Below are 16,082 nucleotides of genomic sequence, written 5' to 3' on the forward strand. Positions count from 1 at the left end.
AGCCCTGCCTCATTCTAGGAAGCCGGAAAGTCCGCGCCATGACGCGGCAACGCCATCCCCCCACCCTTCAGAGTTCGAACTGCGGCTGCAGCTCGCGGATGCGCTTGATCGCCACGCCGGCCGCTGCCGTGCGCGTCTCCACGCCCAGCTTCACGTACACGCGCTCCAGGTGTTTCTTGGCGGTGGCCGGGCTGCTGCCGAGGATCTCGCCGATGTCCTTGTTGGTCTTGCCCTTGACCACCCAGTACAGCACCTCGGCCTCGCGCGCCGTGAGCTTCAGGCTCAGGCTCATGGCTTCGATCACGGCGGTGTCGGACACCTCGCGCATGACGATCATCCATTCGTCGCCGGCGTCGTCCTCGCCGGTCTGGCGGTGCAGCCGCAGGCTCAGGCTGCGCGCGCCCTGCGCGATCACCAGCGCGGGCGGCTCGATGCCGCGCGCGCGGGCGTCGGGCGCGTGCTGGCGCAGCCAGCCGAGCACGGCCGGCGGCGTCTCGGGCGCCTGCGTTTCGCAGTAGCGCGCCAGCAGGTCGCGCGCCAGCGCCGTCTGCCAGATCAGCCGCCCCTCGGGCAGCCGCACCGTGATGCTCGCGTAGCCGAAGGCGTCGAGCGCATTGCGTGCCTGCCCGGCCTGGTGCGCCTCCTGCCGCGCGCGGCGGGCGCCCTGCAGGTGCACGTTCATGCGCGCCAGCACCTCCTTCGGCTTGATCGGCTTGGTGACGTAGTCGACCCCGCCCGCCTCGAGCGCGGCCACGAGGTGCTCGGTTTCGGTGAGGCCCGTCATGAACACGATGGGAATGTGCGCGGTGGCCGCATCGGCCTTGAGCCGGCGCGCCACCTCGAAGCCGTCGATGCCCGGCATCATGGCGTCGAGCAGCACGATGTCGGGGCGTGCCTGCGCGGCGCGCTGCAGCGCCTGCTCGCCGTTCGTGGCGATGAGCACGGTGTAGCCCGATTCGTCGAGCGCGTCGTGCAGCACGGCGAGGTTGTCGGGCACGTCGTCGACGATCAGCACCAGGTCGCCGTGGGCGCCCTGCTGCTCACGCAGCGTGCGGGCAAGCGGTGAAGCGGGCATGGTCGATGGAGACAAGAGAGTCATGCGGCGCCCTCGGCGGCCTCGGCCAGCGCGCGGCCCATGGCTTCGAACTGGAACTGGCGGGCCAGCGCGCGCTGGGCCTCGGTCCACGCGGCGCACTCGGGCTGCGCGGCGTCGATGTCGTCGAGCTGGTTCATGATGCCCCGGAAGTAGCCCAGGCCCACGGCCTCGTCGAGCGCGCGCAGGCGCGCCAGCGACGGCGGCTGCATCGCGCGCGGCGCCGCCACGGCGGGCGCGGGCCGCGCGGCGGTGTCGGTCCACTGCAGGGCGAGCCGGCGCTCCAGCCAGTCGAGCAGTTCGGTGTGGCGCACGGGCTTGACGAAGAAATCTTCGGGCGCAATGCCCACGTCGTTGTCCAGGCCCTTGTCGAAGGCGTTGGCCGAGACGATGGCCACCGACGCATCGGCCAGCCCCAGCTTGCGCGCGCGGCGGATGGTCTCCCAGCCGTCGATGCCGGGCATCGCGAGGTCGACGAACATGGCGTCGGGCCGGTAGCCGGCGGCGATGAGGTCCAGCGCATCGTGCCCGCTGGCTGCGCTGCGCAGCTCGAAGCCCAGCGGCGCGAGCACATGGCCCAGCAGCTCGCGGTCGGCCTCCTCGTTGTCGACCACCAGCAGGCGCCGCCGCGCGCCCTCGTAGCCGCGCCGCGCGCGCGGTGCCGGCGCAACGCGCGCGCTGCCCGCCACCGCCTCGTGCACGCGCGGCAGGAACAGCCGCACGCAGAACAGCGAGCCCTCGCCCGGCGTGCTGCGCACCTTCATCTCGCCGCCCATCAGGTCGGTCAGCATCTTCGCGATGGTCAGGCCCAAGCCCGCGCCCGGCGCCGACGACACCGCCGCGTGGCCGCGCGCGAAGGGCTCGAAGATGCGCTCGATGTCGGCCGCCGTCATGCCCGGCCCGGTGTCCTCGATCTCGATGGCAGCGAACTCGCGTGCGTACGAAATGCGCAAGGTCACCTGCCCCGCCGCCGTGAACTTGATCGCGTTGCCCAGCAGGTTGATGAGGATCTGGCTCACGCGTTTTTCGTCGGCGCGCACCACGTCGGGCAACGCACCGGCCGCCTCGAAGCGAAAGCGCAGGCCCTTCTCGGCCGCCTGCAGCTCGAACATGTCGGCCAGCTCGCGCATCGCATCGGCAAAGCGCATCGGCCGCGCATCGAGCGTGAGCTTGCCGGCCTCGATGTGGGCGATGGCCAGCGTGCCCTCGATGAGCGACAGCAGGTGCTCGCCGCCGCGCTTGATGACGGCCACCGCCTGCTGGCGGTGCGGCGGCACCGAGTGGTCTTCGCCCATGAGCTGCGCGTAGCCCAGGATGCTGTTGAGCGGCGTGCGCAGCTCGTGGCTGATGGCGCTGATGTAGCGGCTCTTGGCCTGGTTCGCGAGGTCCGCCGCGCGCCGCGCCTGGTCGGCCGCGAGCTTGGCGTGCTCGGCGATCTCGCGGGCCTCTTCGGCGCTTTGCTTCGCGTCCTGCAGCGCGCGGTCGGTCTCGCGGTGCAGCGCAATCTCGCGCACCAGCAGGTGGGTCTGCCGGTTCGATTCTTCCTGCGCCACCTTGCGGCTCTGGTGCGCCAGCACCAGCCACCACGCGACGATGCCCGCGATGACCAGCAGCGCCATGTAGGCCTTGAGAAAGCCCGAGCGCAGCGACGCCTGCTGCACCGCGACCAGCGCCCCGCCCACGTCGGCCTGCGCCGCCAGCGCGAGCGCGCCTTCGCTCAAGGCCCGCAGCTCCTGCTGGTAGAGCACGCCGAACACCACCGCCAGCAGCGGCACGATGACCAGCATCAGCAGCAGGAAATGCCCGAGCCCCGTGTCCAGGTAGCGCCAGCTGCGGCGCGGCAGCAGCCAGCGCAGCACGGCGGACCACTGCGCGGACAGGCTCGCGTGCGGCTTGCACAGGTCGCCGCAGCGCGCGTCGAGCGTGCAGCACAGCGAGCAGATCGCGCCCTGGTAGGCCGGGCAGTGCGCCATGTCGGGGCCTTCGTACTCGCGCTCGCAGATCACGCAGTGCTGCACCTTCAGGCGCTGGTAGCTGCCGCCTTCGTCCGGCGACGGCTCGACCCGCGCCCAGCGCACCTTGCGCCCGCCCGCGGCCGGCGCGAACAGCACCGAGCCGCCCGCGTCGGAAGTGCGCGCGAGGTAATACTTGCCACCCGTGGCCCACGCCAGCAGCGGCGACGCGACCAGCGCCGTGCCCAGCGCAATGAGCGCCGAGAAGGCCTGCGCCAGCGGCCCGAACACACCCAGGTGCGCCGTGATCGACAGCACCGACGCCAGCGCCATCGCGCCCACGCCCACCGGGTTGATGTCCCACAGGTGCGCGCGCTTGAACTCGATGCCCGGCGGCGACAGCCCCAGCGGCTTGTTGACGACCAGGTCGGCCACCACGGCCATCATCCAGGCGATGGCGATGTTGGCGAAGAGGCCGAGCACGTCGCCCAGCGCCTCGAACACGTTCATCTCCATCAGCATGAAGGCGATGAGCGCGTTGAACACCACCCACACCACGCGCCCCGGGTGGCTGTGCGCCACGCGCGAGAAGAAATTGCTCCAGGCCAGCGAACCCGCATAGGCGTTCGTCACGTTGATCTTCAGCTGTGAGACCACCACGAACAGCGCCGTCGCCGCCACCGCCCAGCCGTAGTTCGGGAACACGTACTCGTAGGCCGCCAGGTACATCTGGTTCGGATCGACCGCGCGCTCGACCGGCACCATGTGCGTGATCGCCAGATAGGCCAGCGCCGCCCCGCCCAGCATCTTGACCACGCCCAGCACCACCCAGCCCGGCCCCCCCGCCAGCACGCCGGCCCACCAGCGGCGCGCCGTGCCCGCGGTGCGCGCCGGCATGAAGCGCAGGTAGTCGGCCTGCTCGCCCATCTGCGTGATGAGCGCGATGCCGACCGTCAGCGCGGCACCGAACAGGTGCAAGTTGAATCCTTGCGCGCCCGACTTCGCCCCGCCGTAGTGCGTGATGCCCGCGAACGCACCAGGATCGCGCACGAGCACGAAGACAAAGGGCACCACCAGCATCAGCAGCCACAGCGGCTGTGTCCACAGCTGCAGCCGGCTGATCACCGACACCCCGTGCGTGACCAGCGGAATCACCACCAGCGCGCACACCAGGTAGCCCCACACCGGCGGAATGCCCAGCGCCAGCTCGAGCGCATAGGCCATCACGGCCGCCTCGAGCGCGAAGAAGATGAAGGTGAAGCTCGCGTAGATCAGCGAGGTGAGCGTGGAGCCGATGTAGCCGAAGCCCGCGCCGCGCGTGAGCAAATCCATGTCGACGCCGTAGCGCGCCGCGTACACGCTGATCGGCAGGCCTGCCAGGAAGATGATGAGCCCCGTGACCAGGATCGCCCAGAAGGCGTTGGCAAAGCCGTACTGCACCAGCAGCGTCGCGCCGACCGCCTCCAGCACCAGGAACGAGGCCGCCCCGAACGCCGTGTTGGCCACCCGCCATTCGGACCATTTGCGAAAGCGCTGCGGCGTGTAGCGCAGCGCGTAGTCCTCCAGCGTTTCGCTCGCGACCCAGCTGTTGTAGTCGCGCCGCACCTTGACGATGCGCTGGGGAGCGTCGTCGGTCAGGAGAGGTGGTTCGGCGGAATTCACACCGTTTCGGTGCAGCTTCCGTGCCACCGGGTACGGCATTTGGCGAACAGGGCACGACTGTTGCAAAGAGACAGCCTTGCCCATAATCACCGACCGCCACCCGACCCCACCCCCGCCATGGAACTGACCCCGCGCGAAAAAGACAAGCTGCTGATCTTCACGGCCGCGCTGCTGGCCGAGCGCCGCAAGGCACGCGGGCTCAAGCTCAACTACCCGGAAGCCGTCGCGCTGATCACCGCCGCCGTGATGGAAGGCGCCCGCGACGGCAAGAGCGTCGCCGAGCTGATGAGCGAGGGCCGCAGCGTGCTCACCCGCGCCGACGTGATGGACGGCATCGCCGAGATGATTCCCGACATCCAGGTCGAGGCCAGTTTTCCCGACGGCACCAAGCTCGTGACCGTCCACCAGCCGATCGTCTGAACCTCCGCCACAAGAAGAAAGATCCCTCCATGCGCTTCGCAAAGACTTCCGCCCTGCTCGCCGCCCTCCTCCTGCCGCTGGCCGCCAGTGCCCACACCGGCGTCGACGGCGGCGTGCACCACGGCTTCACCGCCGGCTTCATGCACCCGCTGACCGGCGCGGACCACCTCGCGGCGATGGTCGCGGTCGGCCTGTGGAGCGCGCTGGTCGCGCGCCGCGCCTGGCCCGACCTGCTGTGGGCGCCGCTGGCCTTCGCGGGCATGCTGCTCGCGGGCGCGCTGGCCGGCCTGGCCGGTGTGCAGCTGCTGGCGGTGGAGCCGATGATTGCCACCTCGCTGCTGGTGCTGGGCCTGCTGGTCGCCACGCGCGTGCACCTGCCGGCCGGCGTCGCCATGGCCGTCGTGGGCCTGTTCGCCGTCTTCCATGGCGTGGCGCACGGCCACGAGCTGGCGGGCGAGCACGGCGCGGCCCTCACGCTGGCCGGCATGGTCAGCGCCACGCTGCTGCTGCACGCGGCCGGCATCGCGCTGGGCTGGGCGCTGCGCCATGCCAACGCCTGGCTGCCCCGCGTGGCCGGCGCTGCCGTCGTCGCCCTCGGCGCCACGCTGCTGGCCCAGGCAATCTGAGGCGGCCATGACGCCCGGCGAACTCCTCACCGACGACAGCGAGCACACGCTCAACCCCGGCCGCCGCGCCCTCACGCTGGTGGTGCGCAACACGGCCGACCGGCCGATCCAGGTCGGCTCGCACTACCACTTTGCCGAGACCAACGGCGCCCTCGACTTCGACCGCGCCGCCGCGCGCGGCATGCGGCTGAACATCGCCTCGGGCGCCGCGGTGCGCTTCGAGCCGGGGCAGCAACGCACCGTCGAGCTGGTCGACTTCTCGGGCGATCGCATCGTCTACGGCTTTCGCGGCCTGGTTCAAGGAAAGCTCTAAAACATGGCCACCATCGGGCGACGCGCCTACGCAGAAATCTTCGGCCCCACCGTGGGCGACCGGGTCCGCCTTGCGGACACCGACCTGCTGATCGAAGTGGAGGCCGACTACACGCTGCGCGCCGGCGGCTACGGCGAAGAGGTGAAGTTCGGCGGCGGCAAGACGATCCGCGACGGCATGGCGCAGTCGCAGCGCACGCGCGCGCAGGGCGCCGTCGACACGGTGATGACCAACGCCCTCATCCTCGACCACTGGGGCATCGTGAAAGCCGACATCGGCCTGAAGGACGGGCGCATCGCCGCCATCGGCAAGGCCGGCAACCCTGACGTGCAACCGGGCGTGGACATCGTCATCGGCCCGGGCACTGAGATCATCAGCTGCGAGGGCACCATCGTCACCGCGGGCGGCATCGACAGCCACATCCACTTCATCTGCCCGCAGCAGATCGAGGAAGCGCTGGCCTCGGGCGTGACGACCATGCTCGGCGGCGGCACCGGCCCGGCCACCGGCACCTTCGCGACCACCGCCACGCCCGGCCCGTGGCACATCGAGCGCATGCTGCAGGCGGCCGACGCGTTCCCGATGAACCTGGGTTTCCTCGGCAAGGGCAACGCCAGCCTGCCCGACGCGCTGCACGAGCAGATCGAGGCCGGCGTCATGGGCCTGAAGCTGCACGAAGACTGGGGCACCACGCCTTCGGCCATCAGCAACTGCCTGGACGTGGCCGACGCCACCGACACGCAGGTGGCGATCCACAGCGACACGCTGAACGAATCGGGCTTCGTCGAGAACACCATCGCCGCCGTGGGCGGGCGCGCCATCTGCGCCTTCCACACCGAGGGCGCGGGCGGCGGCCATGCGCCCGACATCCTGCGCGTGGTGGGCGAGGCGAACTTCCTGCCCTCGTCGACCAACCCGACGATGCCCTACACCGTGAACACGCTCGACGAGCACGTCGACATGCTCATGGTGTGCCACCACCTGGACGCCGGCATCGCCGAAGACCTGGCCTTTGCCGAGTCGCGCATCCGCAAGGAAACCATCGCCGCCGAAGACGTGCTGCACGACCTGGGCGCGATCAGCATGTTCAGCTCCGACAGCCAGGCCATGGGCCGTGTCGGCGAGGTGGTCATCCGCACCTGGCAGACCGCGCACAAGATGAAGCAGCAGCGCGGCACGCTGCCCGAGGACAGCGAGCGCAACGACAACTTCCGCGCGCGGCGCTACGTGGCCAAGTACACGATCAACCCGGCCCTCGCGCACGGCATCGCGCACGAGGTGGGCTCCATCGAAGTCGGCAAGTGGGCCGACCTCGTGGTCTGGAAGCCGGCCTTCTTCGGTGTGAAGCCCTTCACCATCATCAAGGGCGGCACCATCGCGATGGCCGCGATGGGCGATCCCAGCGCGTCGATTCCCACGCCGCAGCCGGTGCACTTCCGGCCGATGTTCGGCGCCTACGGCGGCTCGCTCGCCAAGAGCTCGCTGACCTTCGTCTCGCAGGCCGGGCTGGCCGCGGGCATCAAGGAGCGCTACGGCCTGAGCAAGCACCTGAGCGCGGTGAAGAACATCCGCAACGTGCGCAAGCAGGACCTGATTCACAACGGCTACACGCCGAAGATGGAGATCGACGCGCAGACCTATGCCGTGCGCGCCGACGGCCAGCTGCTGACCTGCGAGCCGGCCAAGGTGCTGCCGATGGCGCAGCGCTACTTCCTGTTCTGAAGACTCAGACCGCGGGATGCCGGCGGTGCCAGTCGGTCGCCCGCTGGAACGCCCATCCCGCGCGCACCAGCAGGTCCTCGCCGAAGTGCGGCGCCACGAACTGGAAGGCCACCGGCACGCCCGCCTCGGTGGCGCCACCCGGCAAGGTGAGCGTGGGGCTGCCCGTGAGGTCGAACGGGCAGGTGTAGCGCAGCATGCCCGCCAGCAGCTCCGGGTCCACGCCGAGCTGGCCGGCACGCTCGAGCGTCGGCGCCGCGAAGGGAATGGCCGGGATCAGCAGCAGGTCGACCTGTTCGAAGAACGTGCGCACGCGGCCGGTGAAATCGGCGCGGCGCAGCAGCAGCTTCTGGTAGTCGGTGGCGCTTTGCGACAGGCCCAGGTCGATCAGCCCCGAGAGGCCCGGGCCGTACTCATCGCGCCGCGACGGGTAGGTGGCCTCGTGCGCCACGGCGGTCTCGACCGCGCACAGCGGCGACCAGTCGAGCACCGCCTGTGTCGTGTCGGGAAACACCACCTCGCGCACCGAGGCGCCCAGCGATTCGACCGTGCGGATCGCAGCCGCCAGCGTGGCGCGCGTGGGGGCGTCCACGCGGTCCAGCGTCCAGGCGGGGTCGATGCCCACGCGCAGGCCGGCCAGGCCGCGCGTCATCGTCGCCAGGTAGTCGGGCACCGGCAGCGTGCTGGCCGTCGGGTCGCGCGGGTCGGCACCGGCGATGGCCGCCAGCATCGCGCCCGCATCGGCGGCGCTGCGCGTCATCGGGCCGATGTGGTCGAGCGAGGCGGCGAGTTCGAAGGCGCCGTGGCGGCTCACCCGTCCCCACGTCGGCTTCAGGCCCGTGATGCCGTTGGCCGCCGACGGAAAGCGGATCGATCCACCCGTGTCGGTGCCCAACGCGCCGAAGCACAGCCCCGCCGCCGTGGCCACGCCCGAGCCGCTGGACGACACGCCGGGCCACAGCGTGGCGTCCCATGGGTTGACCGGCGACGCGATCTGCGGATGGTGGTCGGCGAAGGCGCCTTCGGTCTGCTGCAGCTTGCCCAGGATCACCGCGCCGGCCTCGCGCAGGCGGTGCACCACGGTCGCGTCTTCCGTCGGACGGAACGCTTTGTGGATCGTCATGCCGTGCGCGCTCGGCACGCCCTCGGTCCACAGCAGGTCCTTCACGGCCAGCGGCACGCCGTGCAGCGGCCCGCGCGCGCGGCCGGCGGCGATCTCGGTGTCGGCGCGGCGTGCCTCGTCGAGCGCCTGCGCGTCCATGCGCGTCGCGTAGCTGCGCAAGCGGCCGTCGACGGCCTCGATGCGCGCGAGCATGGCGCGCGTGACCTCTTCCGACGAGCGCTCGCGCGACTGGATCTGCCGGCCGACTTCCAGCAGTTCGAGATGATGCAATTCCTTGTCCGCCATGACTGACTCCCGCGTGTGTAGGGTTGAGAAAGAAGGTCCGAATCCAAGTGGCGAAGCTGCCACCCCGGGCGAACCTTATCGGCGCGCGGCAGCCCGCGCTGGTCTCTTTCGGACATGCACTTGTGCTGGGGCGGACACCCCGCGCGCGGCGCTCAGCGCGGCTTCAGCAGCGTGTGCGGCGCGCAGCCGTAGGCCTTGCGGAAGACCCGGCTGAAATGCGACAGGTCGGAAAACCCGTGCTGGAACGCGACGTCGGTCACGCTGTGCGCGCGCCCGCCCACCAGCGCCTCGCGGCTGGCTGCGAGACGCGCCTGCCAGACCGCGCCCATCGCCGTCTCGCCCTGGCGCGCGAACGCACGGGCCACGGTGCGCGCCGAGACGTGGTGCGCCTGCGCCAACGTGTCGAGCGAGAGCGCCGGATCGTCCAGGTGGCGTTCGATGTAGGCCGTCATGCGCGCATGCAGGCCGCGCTCGGCGCCGGCGTCGCCAGCCATGTCCTGCTGCAGCTCGAGCGTCACGGCCAGCAGGTCGATGAGCGCGCCGCCGAAGCGCTCGGCGGCGGCGGAATGCGGTTGCGCAAAGGCCGGGTTCGCCGTCTCCCGCAGCATCGCGTGCAGCGGCGCCGCGCCGGGGCGGTCCGCGGCGATGGTGCGGGCGGTGAAGTCCTCGGCCTTCGCGAAACGCCGCAGCAGCAGCCGGCGCGGCATGCGCGCCAGGTAGACCGAGCGCGCGTCCAGCGTGCATTCGAAGGGCCGGCCGGCGTCGTAGAGCAGCATGTCGCCGCTGCGCAGCCGCCCCTGCCGCCCGCCTTGCACCAAGGTGCCCTCGCCCTCCTGCACGAACGCCAGCCACAGGTCGTCCAGCGGATGCTGGCGCAGGTGGGGCGCGTCGCGCGACCAGTGATGCATCGGCGCCGACATGCGGTTGACGCTGACCGCGCCCACCTCGCGCACATCGAGCCGCCCTTCGAACGGCTCGGCCGTCATCGCACGGCTGGCCGCGGGAATGCAGTGGCGGCACACGACGTCGTGCCAGTAGTCGAAACGCAGCGGGGTCGCGACGTCGGTCGTCAGGTAGGCCAGGCTGTTCATGACGCGGATGCTGGGGCGGATGGGGCGCGCAGGCAAGCCCTGCGCGGGGCCCGGTACTTGCTACGGGAGGAAGAACCCTTGTTGCACCGTGCCCATGCCTGCGTTTTCACTCACCCGCGCCGCGCGCGCCACTTCAGTCGTTGCATGGCGCCAGGTGCTCGCGAATCCACTGGGCGAGCGCGTCTTCGTCCAGCCCGCCTTCGGCGAGCTTCAGCGTGATGAGTACGCAGTCGTGGTCGGACGCCACCAACTCGAAGCCATTGAGGTCGAGGAACACTTCCATCGCGACGAAAGCGGTTCGCTTGTTGCCGTCCGTGAAGGGGTGGTTGCGCGCAATGCCGAAGGCGTAGGCGGCGGCCAGCGTGGCGGCATCGGGCGATTCGTACAGCGCGCGGTTCTGCGGTCGGCCCATGGCCGAGGCCAGCAAACCCTCGTCGCGCACGCCCGCCGGCCCGCCATGCTCGGCCAGCTGCTCTTCATGCACCGCATGGATCAACTGCAGGCTGAGCCAGACCCAGGCCTGGTTGGCCGCGCTCATTTCGCCAGCTCGCGCAGCACGTTGCGTCGCTTCTTCATGACGCGCCGCGCCGCCTCCATCTGGCGTTCGAAGGCGTCGTCGTACGGCGTGAGCGTGAAGCCGCCACCCGCGGCCTGCGTGAGGTAGACCGTGTCGCCCTTGCCGACCTTCATGCTGGCCAGCACCTCCTTGGGCAGGATGACGCCGACCGAGTTGCCGATCTGGGTCAGTTTGAGTGCGGACATGGCGGACTCCCACGAGCAAAAGTTATAACAAGCGTTATATTATTCCGCCTCATCTGGAGTCGCAACCCGCCATGCTCACCGCCAACAAACTCATGCCCCAGGGCCGCGGTCTCGCGCCCGTGCTGCTCAAGCGTGCCGCCACCATCGAACTCGATTGGGACGTGCGCCAGAAAAGCCGTTTCGACGCCACCGACTCGCAGGGCCGGCAGATCGGCATCTTCCTGCCGCGCGGCACCGCGGTGCGCGGCGGCGACGTGCTGGTGGCGGAAGACGGCTCGCTGGTGCGCGTGATCGCGGCGCCGCAGCCCGTGCTGCGCATCACGCACTGCACCGCCCACGGCACGCCCTTCGACCTGACGCGCGCGGCCTACCACCTGGGCAACCGGCATGTGCCGATCGAGCTCAAGCCCGACCACCTGAAGATCGAACCCGACCACGTGCTGGCCGACATGCTGCGTTCGATGCACCTGATCGTCGTGGCCGTCGAAGAAGCCTTCGAGCCCGAAGGCGGCGCGTACGGCGCGCAGGGGCATTCGCATGGCGGCCACAGCCATGATCACGGCCACGACCACAGTCACGACCACAGTCACGACCACGGGCACTCGCACAGCAGCGGCCCGAAGCCCCTCGTGCTCGCCCCCGAACTGCTCGACGACGATCACGGCCACTCGCACTGAAATGAACGACGGCCTTCCCGTGCGCAGGACACTGGGTGCTTCCCGCAGCGAAATCAAGGAGGAGGCCGCAGGCCGGGGGACATTCGCGGAGGGAAGTACCCGGTGGCCTGCGCACGCGCCCTGAACCACAGCGCTGAAAAATGCCAACCCCGCACAGCCTCCTCCAGCTCATCTGGCTCGCCTCCCCCGCCCTGCCGGTCGGCGGCTTCTCGTACTCCGAAGGCGTCGAGGCCGCAGTCGAATGGGCCGGCATCCATTCCGAAGCCAGTGCCACCGAGTGGCTCTCCGACCAGCTGCACCTGAGCTTCGCGCGCGGCGACCTCGCCCTCGCAGCCCAGGCGATCACCGCCTGGCGCGCGAGCGACACACAGCGCATCCGCACCCTCAACGATTGGGTGCTGCACACCCGCGAATCCGCCGAGTTCTTCCTGCAGACCGAGCAGATGGGCCGCTCCTTCGTCGAGTGGCTCAAGCTGCACCATGCCGACACGGCCGAAGTCTTCGCCGGCCTGCCCGCGACCTACCCCGTGGCCTTCGCGTTCGCCGCCAGCCGCACCGAAGCCACCGTGCAGGACGGCTGCCTGGCCTTCGCCTTCGGCTGGGCCGAGAACATGGTCGCCGCCGCCGTCAAGGCCGTGCCGCTGGGCCAGAGCGCGGGCCAGCGCATCCTGGCGCGGCTCGCGAACGAAATTCCTGCGGCCGTCGACCGAGCGATGACCCTGGGCGACGACGAGCGCCAGGCCTTCGCGCCCCTGCTGGCGGTGTTGTCGGCCCGCCATGAAACACAATATTCCCGCCTCTTCCGAAGCTGACCGAACCGGACCTTTTCGCCCATGACCTCCGCCCTGCACCACATCCCGAACCGCACCAAGAAGCTCCCGCCGCTGCGCGTGGGCATCGGCGGCCCCGTCGGCTCGGGCAAGACCACCCTGCTCGAAATGCTCTGCAAGGCGATGCGCGACAAGTACGACCTGGTCGCCATCACCAACGACATCTACACCAAGGAAGACCAGCGCCTACTCACCGTGGCCGGCGCGCTGCCGGCCGAGCGCATCATGGGCGTGGAAACCGGCGGCTGCCCGCACACCGCGATCCGCGAAGACGCGTCGATCAACCTCGAGGCCATCGACCGCATGCTCGAAGACTTTCCCGACGCCGACATCGTGTTCGTCGAATCGGGCGGCGACAACCTCGCGGCCACTTTCAGCCCCGAGCTCTCGGACCTCACCATCTACGTGATCGACGTGGCGGCCGGCGAAAAGATCCCGCGCAAGGGCGGCCCCGGCATCACCAAGAGCGACCTGTTCGTCATCAACAAGACCGACCTCGCGCCCTACGTGGGCGCGAACCTCGACGTGATGGAACAGGACACCCAGCGCATGCGCCGCCAGCGCCCCTACGTGATGACCAACCTCAAGACGCTCACGGGCGTCGCCGAGGTGGTGGCCTTCATCGAAACGCGCGGCATGCTCACCGCCGCCTGATTCTTCCACCAGGGCGGCGGTGGGCGCTCAGTGCGCCACGGCCTCCGGCATCTGCCCGAACTTCCCGCTGCCGAAGTCCTTCATCGCCTGCACGATCTCGTCGCGCGTGTTCATCACGAACGGGCCGTGGCCGACGATGGGTTCGTCGATCGGCTCGCCGCTGAGCAGCAGCACCACCGCGTCGTTGTTGGCGTCCAGCGTGAGCGCATCGCCCGCGCGGTCGAGCAGCACCATCTGCGCGTCGCGCACGACCGTCTCGCCGTTCACCTGCACCGTGCCGCGCAGCACCACCACCGCGGCCGTGTGGCCTTCGGGCACTGGCAGCGTCACCTGCGCGCCCTGGTTCAGGCGCAGGTCCCACACGTCGATGGGCGTGAAGGTGTGCGCCGGCCCCTTGTGGCCGAGGTAGTCGCCCGCGATCACGCGCACGCTGCCCGCGCCTTCCGGCAGCGGCACCGACGGAATCTGCGCATCCACGATGGCCTGGTAGCCGGGCGCGGCCATCTTGTCCTTGGCGGGCAGGTTGACCCACAGCTGCACCATCTCGAGTTCGCCGCCGTCGCGCGTGAACGCTTCGGAATGGAACTCCTCGTGCAGGATGCCCGCGCCCGCGGTCATCCACTGCACGTCGCCGGGGCCGATGGTGCCGCCCTGCCCGGTCGAGTCGCGGTGCGACACCTCGCCCTTGTAGACGATGGTCACGGTCTCGAAGCCGCGGTGCGGGTGCTGGCCCACGCCGCGCGGCTGTGCGGTCGGCGTGAACTGGGCCGGGCCGGCGTAGTCGAGCAGCAAGAAGGGGCTGGCGTGGCGGCCCAGCGTGTCGTAGCTGAACAGCGAGCGCACGGGAAAACCGTCGCCCACCCAGTGCGGGCGCGGTGCGCTGTAGGTGCCGAGGATCTTCTTCATGGTCTGTGTTCCTTTCCATCTGGCGGCTCGCCCGGAACGGGAAAGCCATGGATCAAGGATGGGGCCGCAACGATGCTTTGAGTAGATGCCAGAATTCGCCCTCATCGTTCCATCTGGCGAACGATCAACGGCACGGAGGGCCCCCAGCCATGCGCGACCTGAACGATCTCTACTACTACGCCCAGGTGGTCGACCATGGCGGTTTTGCCCCCGCCGGCCGCGCGCTCAGCGTGCCCAAGTCGAGCCTGAGCCGGCGCATCGCGCTGCTCGAGGAGCGGCTGGGCGTGCGCCTCATCCAGCGTTCCACGCGCCGCTTCAGCGTCACCGACATCGGCCGCCAGTACTACGAGCACTGCGTGGCCATGCTGGTCGAGGCCGACGCCGCGCAGGAGGCCATCGACCGCCTGCAGGCCCAGCCGCAGGGGCTGGTGCGGCTGTCGTGCCCGCCGGCGCTGGTGTACTACCAGGTGGCCGAGATGCTCGCCCGCTTCATGACCGAGTGCCCGCGCGTGACGGTGCAGCTGGAGAGCACCAACCGCCGCGTCGACGTGATCCGCGAAGGCTTCGACCTCGCGCTGCGCGTGCGCTTTCCGCCGCTCGAGGACACCGACCTCGTGATGAAGGTGCTGGGCCACAGCACGCAGCGCCTCGTGGCCCACCCGCGCCTGCTCGAAGGCCTGACGGCGCCGGCCAGCCCCGCCGACATCGGCCTGCTGCCCAGCCTGGACCTCGGCCCGGCCCAGCCGCACCACACCTGGTCGCTCGAAGGCCCCGACGGCGCCAGCGCCGAGGTGCGCCACCAGCCCCGCCTGGTGACCGACGACATGGCCGCGCTGCGCCATGCCGCCCTGCAGGGCGTGGGCGTGGCCAAGATGCCGACGATGATGGTGCGCGACGACCTGCAGGCCGGCCGCCTGGTCGACGCGCTGCCGCAATGGGCACCGCGCAGCGGCATCGTGCACGCAGTGTTTCCGTCGCGCCGCGGCCTGCTGCCGTCGGTGCGCAAGCTGGTGGACTTCCTGGCGGTGGAGTACGAGGCGCTCGAGACCCTTGAACTTTCGGGCGTATCGGCCGCATCGGCGCCGACGCGCACCTCAGTCAACTGATCCAGCGGCCACCGCCGGCGCGTGCAGCGGCAGACGCAGCGTCAGCCCGAGCACGCCGCCGTCGTCCGGCGCCGAATAGATGCGCCCACCGTGGCGCCCCGCGATGCGCTCGCAGATGCGCGCGCTGGCCAGGGAGGCGGCGTCGAGCGCGTCGAAGAAGCGCGCCAGCGGTGGGCGTTCGCTGTCTGCGTCGAGGTCGCGCCAGTGAACGACGGCCTGCGTGCCTTCGATGCGCGCGCGCACCTGCAGCGTCGCGTCCGCCGCCATCACGCGCGCGGCATGTGCGGCCACCTTGGTCAGCAGCTCGCGCAGCTCCGATGGAATGCCGAAGACCGGCACCGCTTCCGCGGGCAGGTCCACCGCGAGGCGCAGCGCCGTGGCATCGCCCGGCTCGGCGCCGAGCAAGGGCCGCAGGTCCTGCACGCGGCTGTCCGCCAGTTGCTGGCGCTGCTGCGTGCGGGCCTGCTGCGCAAGGCCACGGGCGTGCACGGCCGCGCGGGCGTTGGCGACAAACAGCACGCCCATCAGCGCGAGCACGCCAGCCAGGCCGAGGCCGATGAGCGTGGCAATGACCAGGCCGAGTGAACTGCCGTACACGGTCGACAGTCCTCAGCGCGTTTCAGGAAAGGCCGGCCGCGCGCAGCCGCTCGGGGCCTCACAGCGGGGCGGGGGCCCTTCGCGAAATCCCGGCGGTGGCCCGGGCGGGAAAAGAGGGGGCGGCAGAACGATGCAGCCCGACAGGCCGAGTGCTGCCAGCACGCCTGCGAGGTGGTGAATTCGGATCATGTGAATCGATGCGTTGCTTGTTCAACGGCAGGGCCCGTTCGCGTGCGCCGGCAGCGCCGCCGCACGCGAACGGAAGC

16 protein-coding genes are annotated in these 16,082 nt (G+C 70.2%); 8 read left to right on the forward strand and 8 right to left on the reverse strand.

All coding sequences use genetic code 11. The annotated features are described in order from the left end of the window. Positions 1 to 67: 67 nt before the first annotated feature. The gene (locus AC1RL8_RS19790) at positions 68 to 1,075 is read right to left on the reverse strand and encodes a response regulator transcription factor (protein ID WP_159275059.1); all 1,008 of its coding nucleotides are present in this window, start codon (positions 1,073 to 1,075) and stop codon (positions 68 to 70) included. Positions 1,076 to 1,095: 20 nt separating this feature from the next. After that, the gene (locus tag AC1RL8_RS19795; protein WP_492685752.1) at positions 1,096 to 4,746 is read right to left on the reverse strand and encodes a hybrid sensor histidine kinase/response regulator; all 3,651 of its coding nucleotides are present in this window, start codon (positions 4,744 to 4,746) and stop codon (positions 1,096 to 1,098) included. 78 nt (positions 4,747 to 4,824) lie between these two features. Between AC1RL8_RS19795 and AC1RL8_RS19800 the strand changes: the two genes are divergently transcribed. Genes AC1RL8_RS19800 through ureC form a run of 4 tightly spaced genes read left to right on the forward strand, consistent with a single transcriptional unit; the run spans position 4,825 to position 7,788 of the window. After that, complete coding sequence (locus AC1RL8_RS19800) at positions 4,825 to 5,127, forward strand: urease subunit gamma (RefSeq protein WP_062474548.1); 303 nt, start codon at positions 4,825 to 4,827, stop codon at positions 5,125 to 5,127. A 29-nt stretch (positions 5,128 to 5,156) separates the two neighbouring features. After that, entirely contained in the window at positions 5,157 to 5,753 is a 597-nt protein-coding gene (locus tag AC1RL8_RS19805; RefSeq protein ID WP_492685751.1) for a HupE/UreJ family protein, read from the forward strand. 7 nt (positions 5,754 to 5,760) lie between these two features. Next, positions 5,761 to 6,066 (forward strand): urease subunit beta, encoded by a 306-nt coding sequence (locus AC1RL8_RS19810; protein ID WP_492685750.1) that lies wholly within the window; start codon positions 5,761 to 5,763, stop codon positions 6,064 to 6,066. Positions 6,067 to 6,069: 3 nt separating this feature from the next. Next, positions 6,070 to 7,788: an urease subunit alpha gene (gene ureC / locus AC1RL8_RS19815; protein WP_062482937.1), complete on the forward strand. Its 1,719-nt coding sequence runs from the start codon at positions 6,070 to 6,072 to the stop codon at positions 7,786 to 7,788. Between the two features lie 4 nt (positions 7,789 to 7,792). Here ureC and AC1RL8_RS19820 read toward each other — a convergent pair whose 3' ends face one another. From AC1RL8_RS19820 to AC1RL8_RS19835, 4 genes are all read right to left on the reverse strand, one after another. After that, the gene (locus AC1RL8_RS19820; protein ID WP_492685749.1) at positions 7,793 to 9,193 is read right to left on the reverse strand and encodes an amidase; all 1,401 of its coding nucleotides are present in this window, start codon (positions 9,191 to 9,193) and stop codon (positions 7,793 to 7,795) included. Between the two features lie 152 nt (positions 9,194 to 9,345). Beyond that, positions 9,346 to 10,284 (reverse strand): AraC-like ligand-binding domain-containing protein, encoded by a 939-nt coding sequence (locus AC1RL8_RS19825; protein ID WP_492685748.1) that lies wholly within the window; start codon positions 10,282 to 10,284, stop codon positions 9,346 to 9,348. Positions 10,285 to 10,417: 133 nt separating this feature from the next. Further along, positions 10,418 to 10,822, reverse strand: coding sequence for a type II toxin-antitoxin system death-on-curing family toxin (locus AC1RL8_RS19830; protein ID WP_492685747.1), 405 nt, complete (start codon positions 10,820 to 10,822; stop codon positions 10,418 to 10,420). Beyond that, the gene (locus AC1RL8_RS19835; RefSeq protein ID WP_095743901.1) at positions 10,819 to 11,046 is read right to left on the reverse strand and encodes an AbrB/MazE/SpoVT family DNA-binding domain-containing protein; all 228 of its coding nucleotides are present in this window, start codon (positions 11,044 to 11,046) and stop codon (positions 10,819 to 10,821) included. Before AC1RL8_RS19835 ends, AC1RL8_RS19830 begins: the two co-directional genes overlap by 4 nt. A gap of 71 nt (positions 11,047 to 11,117) precedes the next feature. On the opposite strand from AC1RL8_RS19835, the gene ureE reads away from it, so the two are divergent. From ureE to ureG, 3 genes are all read left to right on the forward strand, one after another. Next, the gene (gene ureE, locus AC1RL8_RS19840) at positions 11,118 to 11,723 is read left to right on the forward strand and encodes an urease accessory protein UreE (protein WP_492685746.1); all 606 of its coding nucleotides are present in this window, start codon (positions 11,118 to 11,120) and stop codon (positions 11,721 to 11,723) included. A gap of 140 nt (positions 11,724 to 11,863) precedes the next feature. After that, positions 11,864 to 12,535, forward strand: coding sequence for an urease accessory protein UreF (locus tag AC1RL8_RS19845; RefSeq protein ID WP_492685745.1), 672 nt, complete (start codon positions 11,864 to 11,866; stop codon positions 12,533 to 12,535). Between the two features lie 21 nt (positions 12,536 to 12,556). Further along, the gene (gene ureG, locus AC1RL8_RS19850) at positions 12,557 to 13,207 is read left to right on the forward strand and encodes an urease accessory protein UreG (protein WP_095949388.1); all 651 of its coding nucleotides are present in this window, start codon (positions 12,557 to 12,559) and stop codon (positions 13,205 to 13,207) included. A gap of 27 nt (positions 13,208 to 13,234) precedes the next feature. On the opposite strand, the gene AC1RL8_RS19855 is transcribed toward ureG, so the two are convergent. Further along, positions 13,235 to 14,113: a pirin family protein gene (locus tag AC1RL8_RS19855; protein ID WP_139700109.1), complete on the reverse strand. Its 879-nt coding sequence runs from the start codon at positions 14,111 to 14,113 to the stop codon at positions 13,235 to 13,237. 149 nt (positions 14,114 to 14,262) lie between these two features. Between AC1RL8_RS19855 and AC1RL8_RS19860 the strand changes: the two genes are divergently transcribed. Further along, complete coding sequence (locus AC1RL8_RS19860) at positions 14,263 to 15,219, forward strand: LysR family transcriptional regulator (protein ID WP_492685744.1); 957 nt, start codon at positions 14,263 to 14,265, stop codon at positions 15,217 to 15,219. Here AC1RL8_RS19860 and AC1RL8_RS19865 read toward each other — a convergent pair. Further along, positions 15,208 to 15,816, reverse strand: coding sequence for an ATP-binding protein (locus AC1RL8_RS19865; RefSeq protein ID WP_492685743.1), 609 nt, complete (start codon positions 15,814 to 15,816; stop codon positions 15,208 to 15,210). The genes AC1RL8_RS19860 and AC1RL8_RS19865 overlap by 12 nt on opposite strands. Positions 15,817 to 16,082: the final 266 nt, after the last annotated feature.

The organism is Variovorax sp. GW822-FHT04E09 (assembly GCF_058800845.1).

Bases quoted from the DNA above. Each gene is read 5' to 3' on its own strand.
- AC1RL8_RS19790 (WP_159275059.1), bottom strand. From the start codon at position 1,075: ATGCCCGCTTCACCGCTTGCCCGCACGCTGCGTGAGCAGCAGGGCGCC.
- AC1RL8_RS19795 (WP_492685752.1), bottom strand. From the start codon at position 4,746: ATGCCGTACCCGGTGGCACGGAAGCTGCACCGAAACGGTGTGAATTCC.
- AC1RL8_RS19800 (WP_062474548.1), top strand. From the start codon at position 4,825: ATGGAACTGACCCCGCGCGAAAAAGACAAGCTGCTGATCTTCACGGCC.
- AC1RL8_RS19805 (WP_492685751.1), top strand. From the start codon at position 5,157: ATGCGCTTCGCAAAGACTTCCGCCCTGCTCGCCGCCCTCCTCCTGCCG.
- AC1RL8_RS19810 (WP_492685750.1), top strand. From the start codon at position 5,761: ATGACGCCCGGCGAACTCCTCACCGACGACAGCGAGCACACGCTCAAC.
- ureC (WP_062482937.1), top strand. From the start codon at position 6,070: ATGGCCACCATCGGGCGACGCGCCTACGCAGAAATCTTCGGCCCCACC.
- AC1RL8_RS19820 (WP_492685749.1), bottom strand. From the start codon at position 9,193: ATGGCGGACAAGGAATTGCATCATCTCGAACTGCTGGAAGTCGGCCGG.
- AC1RL8_RS19825 (WP_492685748.1), bottom strand. From the start codon at position 10,284: ATGAACAGCCTGGCCTACCTGACGACCGACGTCGCGACCCCGCTGCGT.
- AC1RL8_RS19830 (WP_492685747.1), bottom strand. From the start codon at position 10,822: ATGAGCGCGGCCAACCAGGCCTGGGTCTGGCTCAGCCTGCAGTTGATC.
- AC1RL8_RS19835 (WP_095743901.1), bottom strand. From the start codon at position 11,046: ATGTCCGCACTCAAACTGACCCAGATCGGCAACTCGGTCGGCGTCATC.
- ureE (WP_492685746.1), top strand. From the start codon at position 11,118: ATGCTCACCGCCAACAAACTCATGCCCCAGGGCCGCGGTCTCGCGCCC.
- AC1RL8_RS19845 (WP_492685745.1), top strand. From the start codon at position 11,864: ATGCCAACCCCGCACAGCCTCCTCCAGCTCATCTGGCTCGCCTCCCCC.
- ureG (WP_095949388.1), top strand. From the start codon at position 12,557: ATGACCTCCGCCCTGCACCACATCCCGAACCGCACCAAGAAGCTCCCG.
- AC1RL8_RS19855 (WP_139700109.1), bottom strand. From the start codon at position 14,113: ATGAAGAAGATCCTCGGCACCTACAGCGCACCGCGCCCGCACTGGGTG.
- AC1RL8_RS19860 (WP_492685744.1), top strand. From the start codon at position 14,263: ATGCGCGACCTGAACGATCTCTACTACTACGCCCAGGTGGTCGACCAT.